The following is a 6,491-nucleotide window of genomic DNA, read 5'->3' on the forward strand; positions in this document are numbered from 1 at the left end:
CGGGTGCCGAATGGGCGGACGCTGTCGGTCGCGGTGCACGACACCGTGCCGTGGACGCATCCCGAGACGCTGACGCCGCGCGGGGTCGCGTGGCACAAGGCGGTCATCGCGCGGGCCGCGCGGCGGGCGACCGCGTTGACCGTGCCCACGCAAGCGATTGCGGACGAGCTAGCCGAGCTGATGCCGATCACGGTTCCGGTGCGCGTGATCCCGCACGGGGTGCGGCCGCACACCTCCTTCGAAGAGATCGCGCTGCCCGAGCGGTATGTGCTGGCGATCGGGACGATCGAGCCGCGCAAGGGCATCGACGTGCTGATCGACGCCGTAGGCCGGATCGGCGTGCCGCTGGTGCTTGCCGGGCAGCCGGGCTGGGGCGGGATCGATCCGGCGGGGCTGGCGCGCGAGCACGGCGCCGACGTCCGGCTGCTCGGAAAGGTGACCGACGCGCAGCTGGCGTTCGCGTTGCGGGGCGCTTCCGTGCTGGCGATGCCGAGCCGGGCGGAGGGGTTCGGGCTGCCCCTGATCGAGGCGATGGCGGCCGGGGTGCCGGTGGTGCATTCGGACGTCCCGGCGCTGGTCGAGGTGGCCGGGGGAGCGGGCGTCGTCGTACCTGTGGGTGATGCGCAAGCCCTTGCCGATGCCCTGAAAGACGTTCTCGGGTCACCGGGCCGGGCAGCGGCGTTGCGTGATGGCGGTCTCAGCCGTTCGAGTGAGTTCACCTGGCAGCGGGCGGCTTACGCCGTTTGGGGGCTTCACCTGCGCGATCAGTTTGTCGGTTCCCCACCGCTGGGCTAGTGCGCCGCCGTACCCTGCAAGGGTGACCGATGACCCTCGCGTGCTGATCGACGCGACCGCCGTCCCCGCGGACAGGGGTGGCGTCGGTCGTTACGTGGATTCGCTGGTCGCGGCACTGGACGAGGACGGCGCGCGGATCACCGTGGTCTGCCAGCCGCGGGACGCGGTGCTGTACGACCGGCTGGCTCCCGGTGCGCGGATCGTGCCCACCTCGCCGTCGACGTCGACCCGGACCGCGCGGCTGACCTGGGAACAGGCGACGCTGCCCCGGCTGGTCCGCCGCCTCGCCGCCGATGTCGTCCACTCGCCGCATTACACGATGCCCCTGGCGAGCCCGGCCGCTTCGGTGGTCACGCTGCACGACGCGACCTTCTTCACCGACGCGGTGCTGCACTCTTCAGTGAAGGCGCGCTTCTTCCGCGCTTGGACCGCGACGGCGCTTCGCCGCGCGACGCTGTGCGTCGTGCCGAGCATCGCGACCGCCGCCGAACTCGAGCGCGTCGGTCAGGTCCGCACCGCCGAACTGGAGATCATCCACCACGGCGTCGACTCGGATCGCTTTCATCCGCCGTCGCCCGCCGAAATCGAGGCCGCGCGCAAGGCCGTCGGACTCGGCAAGACGCCGTACGTCGCCTTCCTCGGCGCTCTGGAACCACGCAAGAACGTGCCCGCGCTGATCCGCGGCTTCGCGCACGCCGTCATCGGCAGGCCGAACCCGCCCGCGCTGGTGCTGGCCGGACAACCGGGCTGGGACTCGCAGGTCGAGCGCGCGCTCGACGCCGTGCCGCACCGCCTTCGCGTGATCCGGGCCGGCTACATGCCTTTCGACACGCTCGCCGGGTTCCTCGGCGGCTCCGAACTGGTCGCCTACCCGAGCCTCGGCGAGGGCTTCGGCCTGCCGGTGCTGGAGGCGATGGCCTGCGGCGCGAGCGTGCTCACGACGCGGCGGCTTTCGCTGCCGGAGGTCGGCGGGGACGCGGTCGCGTACTGCGGTGTCGGCGCCGGGGACGTCGCGGCGGCGATCTCGGAACTGCTCGACGACCCCTCGCGACGCGCGGAGCTGGCCGAAGCGGCGCAGAGGCGGGCGAAGGAGTTCTCGTGGGCCACGACCGCGGAGCGGCACCGGGAGGCCTACGCGAAGGCTTGGCACCGGCATGCGCAGCGGCGGGCCGGCTGAGTCACGGTTTCTTGGCGCCGGGGGAGCAAGGGACCTTTGCTATCGCCTTGCGGCCAGGGGGCGGCGAGCAGCACAGCATGCTTTGAACCCGAAGTCCCGGTGGGGCCGAGTATGAGCCCGCGACGCGTCCGAACGGGCTTATCGCTTTCTTGTGCAGCTTGGGTGGCCGTTGTGAAGGCCTCCTTCCCTACCCTGAAGGTTGTGAAGGAGGCCTTCACGGAGTCGCGTGGCCGGCCACCGGGGGAGCAAGGGACCTTTGCTATCACTTCGCCGCTCGGGGTGGGGGCGCGAGTCGCGTTCGGTGACGGGTGGACAATGGCCGCGTGACTGAGCACCCCAGCTACGGCGACGGGCTCGCCGTCGTGACCGTGACGTACTTCCCAGGCGAGACCCTCGAGAAGTTCCTCGACACGCTTGAGAAGGCGACGGACCGGGACGTCCAGGTCGTCGTGGCCGACAACGACTCCACGGACGGCGCGCCGGAGAAGGCCGCCCGCCGGGAGAACGTCAAGCTGCTCAGCATCGGCGAGAACGTCGGTTACGGCACGGCCGCCAACCGCGGTGTGGCGGAGCTCGACGACAGTTACGGCTGGGTCGTCGTGGTGAACCCGGACCTCGAATGGGAGCCCGGTTCGCTCGACGCGCTGCTGGAGGTCGCCGAGCGCTGGCCGCGGGGTGGCGCGTTCGGTCCGCTCATCCACGATCTCGACGGCACGGTCTACCCGTCGGCCCGGCTGCTGCCGTCGTTCGGCCGCGGGATCGGGCACGCGGCGTTCGGCAAGATCTGGCCGGGCAACCCGTGGACGCGGCAGTACCGCCAGGAGACCGGCACCCCGGTCGAGCGCACGGCGGGCTGGCTTTCCGGCTCCTGTCAGCTGTTCCGCCGCGAGGCCTTCGACTCGGTCGACGGATTCGACACGCGCTACTTCATGTACTTCGAGGACGTCGACCTCGGCGACCGCATCGCCCGCGCCGGCTGGCTGAACGTGTACGCGCCTTCGTCCAGCGTCATGCACATCGGCGGGCATTCGACTTCGCAGGCTTCGGAGAAGATGCTGCGCGCGCACCACGACAGTGCTTACCGCTACCTCGCGGACCGTCACCGCGGCCTGCTGTGGAAGCCGGTCCTGCTGGCGGTGAAGGCCGGTCTCGCGTTGCGGCTCAAGCTGGAGACGCGCAAGAAGTAGCGGTTCCGGCCACCGGAACTCGCGCGACTCGCGAACCCGCCGTCGTTACCGTCGGTTCATGAACTTCGCCGAGCTGGACACCTGGCTGACCGACCGGGCCAGTGAAGACCGCTTTTCCGGTGTAGTGCTGATCCGCCGCGGCGACGAGACGCTGTTCGAGCGCGGCTACGGCTTGGCCAGCCGTCGTTGGTCGGTGCCGAACGCGCCGGACGTCCGGTACGACACGGCCTCGATCACCAAGGTCGTCACCGCGATCGCGGCACTGCAGCTGGTCGACGAGGGACGCCTGGACCTCGACCGCCCGATCAGCGAGATCATCGACCTCGGCGGCACGGTGATCGCGCCCGGTGTGACCACGCGACATCTGCTCACGCACACTTCCGGCATCGCCGACGACGCCGACGAAGAGGCGGGTGAGGACTACGAGGCGCTGTGGGTCGACAAGCCGGTGTACTCGGTGATGGACACGCGTGACCATTTGCCCAATTTCGCTTACAAGGCCGCGAATTTCGCGCCCGGTGAGGGCTGCCGGTACTGCAACTCGGGCTACATCCTCGCCGGGCTGGTGATCGAGGAGATCGTCGGACGGCCTTATCGCGAATACGTCCAGGAGACCGTGCTCGACGTCGCAGGGATGTCCGACTCGGGCTTCTTCGACAGGCGCGATCCGCAGCCGAGGGTCGCCGAGGGCTGGGACCCGGTCTTCGACGGTGAGCGGATCACCGGATGGAAGCAGAACATCTTCAGCTATCCGCCGATCGGTTCACCCGATGGAGGCGCGTACTGCACCGTCGGCGACCTCGTCCGCTTCCTGCGCGCGATCCGCGAAGAGCGCTTGCTTTCGCCGGAGCGTACGAAGGAGTTCCTCACGCCGCAGGTGCTGCACAGCGAAGACGTCTGGTACGGCTTCGGGCTCGAGTTCGTCCTCGGCTCCGACGGCGCGGTGCGGAACTACTACAAGGACGGCGGCAACACCGGTGTCTGCTCCCTCGCACGGCACTATCCGGCCGAGGGGCTGGACGTCGCGATGCTGTCCAACGCCACGTACGGCGGGGGCGCGGCGATCAACGAGATCGACCGGGTGATCCGGGCTTCTTGAGCCGCCCCTAGTGCTATGAACGGCCCGTTACTTGCAAATTTTGCAAGTAACGGGCCGTTCATAGCGCGCGTGGGGGGCTAGATGCCGTCCAGCCGCCGCGAGAGGTTCGACCTGCCCGAAGTGTTCTGCTTGACCGTCGGAACCAGGCCGCCGACCTCGTTCTCGGCCGTCTCCTGTTCCGCTTCGGGCCGCTCGATCAGCGGGCTCTGCACCGGCGCGGCCGGCGGTCTGCGGGTGAGCGGCGTCGTCGCCTGCGGCAACGGCCGGGTCGGCTGAGCACCCGGCTGACGGGGATACGGCTGCGGCCGTGTCGCACCTTCGGCGCGCACCGGCGGCATGTCCAGCCGCGTCGTCGGTTCGGGTCCCGCGAACGGGTGATCGTTTTCCGCGATCAGCGAGGCCGGTAGCTGTGTGGTCGTGTCCGGGTCCGACGAACGGTCGATCTCGGCGACCACCGATCGGGGGATCTGCTGGGTGTTCGCGGAGTCCATCGGCGACGTCGCGTTGTCCGGTGTCACGACGAAGGCTCCACGCGCGCTGGCGCGTGCGAGCAAGGCGTCCGCCCGAGCACGGGGGTCCATTCCCCTAGGCCTCCCGACTGACCTGGGGCCCTCTGGGTTCAGGGCCGACTGTGTGTGTCCAGGGTAGGCCCTCGGAGCGGCCGCCGTCAGTAGACCCGCAAACGTCTTCCGACAAATATCTGCGGATGCGCGAAAGCGCGTGGTCACCCGGCCAGGTGAACTCAGGCTTCCATGTCCGAAAGGATCCGGGTGCTCGAGTCGACCTTGTCCGTGCCGCCGATGCCGTAGAGCATCGCGATGTTGTTGCGAGCCCCCGCCTCGACCTCGTCGGCCGGAAGTTCGTCGACGTTGCGCCGGTCGCCGCCGTTGCAGAACTCGAGTTCCGTGTCCGGGTACTCCGCGCGGATCAGGTCGAACGATTCGTTGATGCCCGGCCCCTCCTCGACGGCGATGTACGCGTCGTCGACGATGCGCAGCGCGCGGACGATCCGTGCCCGGATGTCCTCGGTCTGGATCACCCGGCCCTTCTTGAGGACCTGCTGGCGATCGTTGTTGACGATGACGATCAGGTAGCCGGACCGCTCCTGCGCCGCCTCGAACAGGTCGAGATGGCCCTGGTGGAGCGGGTTGAAGTAACCGCTGACGATCGAGGCCTTAGCCGGTCGCGGGGTCATCGTCGGAGTCCTCCATCGGCTTATGTTTCAGGTCATCGGCTCGGTGCCGCCGGGCGGCCCGGGTAACCCTAGCCGAGTGCCGGGTAGGTTCACTGGGTGCTCTTCCGCCCCGGCTTCGAACTGGACCTGGACACGGTGCTGGGTCCACTGAGCCGTGGGTCGCGTTCGCCCAACGTCGTCCGTACCGAGGGCGGGGTCACCTGGCTCGCCGCCAACACCGCGGACGGCGCGGGGACGCTCGCGCTGCTGCGGCGCGCGGACGGCGAGATCGAGGCCGACGCGTGGGGGCCCGGCGCGGACAGGCTGCTCGACGGCGTTCCGGCGATGCTGGGCGCATACGACGACGATTCGGGGTTCGAGGCGCACCACGACGTCATCGCGTCGGCGCGCCGGCTCAATCCGGGGCTGCGCCTGGGTTCCACCGGCCGGGTCTGGGACGCGCTGGTGCTCGCCGTGCTGGAACAGAAGGTGACCAGCACCGAGGCGCTGCGGTCCTGGGGTGAACTGTGCCGCTGGTTCGGGGAACCGGCGCCGGGACCGGGGCCGTCGCGGCTGCGCGTACCGCCGACCCCCGTCGCCATCCGGTCCATTGTGGACTGGAAATGGCATCGGGCCGGGGTGGACCTGAAACGGCGGACGACGCTGATCACCGCGGCCCGTGTCGCGCACCGGCTGGAGAAGGCCGTCGAACTGAAGGGCGTCGAGGGCAGGGCCTGGCTGCGGAAGGTCCCCGGGATCGGCGTGTGGACCGCGGCGGAGATCGCGCAGCGCGCCTGGGGCGACCCGGACGCGGTGAGCTTCGGCGACTACAACATTCCCTCGATGGTGGGGCATGCGCTGGTCGGTACGAAACTCGACGACGCCGGGATGTCCGAGGTGCTGGCGCCGTACTCGCCGCAGCGGCAGCGAGCGGTGCGCTACCTGTCGATGGCCGGATTCCGGCGGCCGAGGTTCGGGCCGAAGATCGAACTCCGCGACTACCGCGCGATGTGACTACCCGCCCCGGCGCCCGGTGGACCACGTGGCCGAGGTGGGGGT

The 6,491-nt window shown here is 69.6% G+C and carries 7 protein-coding genes; 5 read left to right on the plus strand and 2 right to left on the minus strand.

Going from position 1 to position 6,491, the window contains the following annotated elements; all coding sequences use genetic code 11:
• The 4 genes from H5J31_RS39120 to H5J31_RS39135 all read left to right on the plus strand — a co-directional run.
• The coding region (locus H5J31_RS39120) for a glycosyltransferase family 4 protein (protein ID WP_181777697.1) at positions 1–795 on the plus strand (795 nt) is incomplete at its 5' end.
• A gap of 40 nt (positions 796–835) precedes the next feature.
• Positions 836–1,972: a glycosyltransferase family 4 protein gene (locus H5J31_RS39125; protein ID WP_181777703.1), complete on the plus strand. Its 1,137-nt coding sequence runs from the start codon at positions 836–838 to the stop codon at positions 1,970–1,972.
• A gap of 323 nt (positions 1,973–2,295) precedes the next feature.
• On the plus strand, positions 2,296–3,159 hold the full coding sequence (locus H5J31_RS39130; protein WP_181777698.1) for a glycosyltransferase family 2 protein: 864 nt from the start codon (positions 2,296–2,298) through the stop codon (positions 3,157–3,159).
• A 58-nt stretch (positions 3,160–3,217) separates the two neighbouring features.
• Positions 3,218–4,258: a serine hydrolase domain-containing protein gene (locus H5J31_RS39135; protein WP_181777699.1), complete on the plus strand. Its 1,041-nt coding sequence runs from the start codon at positions 3,218–3,220 to the stop codon at positions 4,256–4,258.
• 77 nt (positions 4,259–4,335) lie between these two features.
• Here H5J31_RS39135 and H5J31_RS39140 read toward each other — a convergent pair whose 3' ends face one another.
• Both H5J31_RS39140 and H5J31_RS39145 read right to left on the minus strand, forming a co-directional pair.
• Positions 4,336–4,839 (minus strand): hypothetical protein, encoded by a 504-nt coding sequence (locus H5J31_RS39140; protein WP_181777700.1) that lies wholly within the window; start codon positions 4,837–4,839, stop codon positions 4,336–4,338.
• A 161-nt stretch (positions 4,840–5,000) separates the two neighbouring features.
• Complete coding sequence (locus H5J31_RS39145; protein WP_181777701.1) at positions 5,001–5,453, minus strand: adenylyltransferase/cytidyltransferase family protein; 453 nt, start codon at positions 5,451–5,453, stop codon at positions 5,001–5,003.
• A 96-nt stretch (positions 5,454–5,549) separates the two neighbouring features.
• Here H5J31_RS39145 and H5J31_RS39150 point away from each other — a divergent pair, with 96 nt between their 5' ends.
• Positions 5,550–6,446: a DNA-3-methyladenine glycosylase family protein gene (locus tag H5J31_RS39150; RefSeq protein WP_181777702.1), complete on the plus strand. Its 897-nt coding sequence runs from the start codon at positions 5,550–5,552 to the stop codon at positions 6,444–6,446.
• Positions 6,447–6,491: the final 45 nt, after the last annotated feature.

Source organism: Amycolatopsis pittospori, from assembly GCF_013870525.1.
Lineage (GTDB): Bacteria > Actinomycetota > Actinomycetes > Mycobacteriales > Pseudonocardiaceae > Amycolatopsis > Amycolatopsis pittospori.

Excerpts from the sequence above, each read along its gene's own strand:
- H5J31_RS39145 (WP_181777701.1), bottom strand. The coding sequence starts at position 5,453 with ATGACCCCGCGACCGGCTAAGGCCTCGATCGTCAGCGGTTACTTCAAC.
- H5J31_RS39140 (WP_181777700.1), bottom strand. The coding sequence starts at position 4,839 with ATGGACCCCCGTGCTCGGGCGGACGCCTTGCTCGCACGCGCCAGCGCG.
- H5J31_RS39135 (WP_181777699.1), top strand. The coding sequence starts at position 3,218 with ATGAACTTCGCCGAGCTGGACACCTGGCTGACCGACCGGGCCAGTGAA.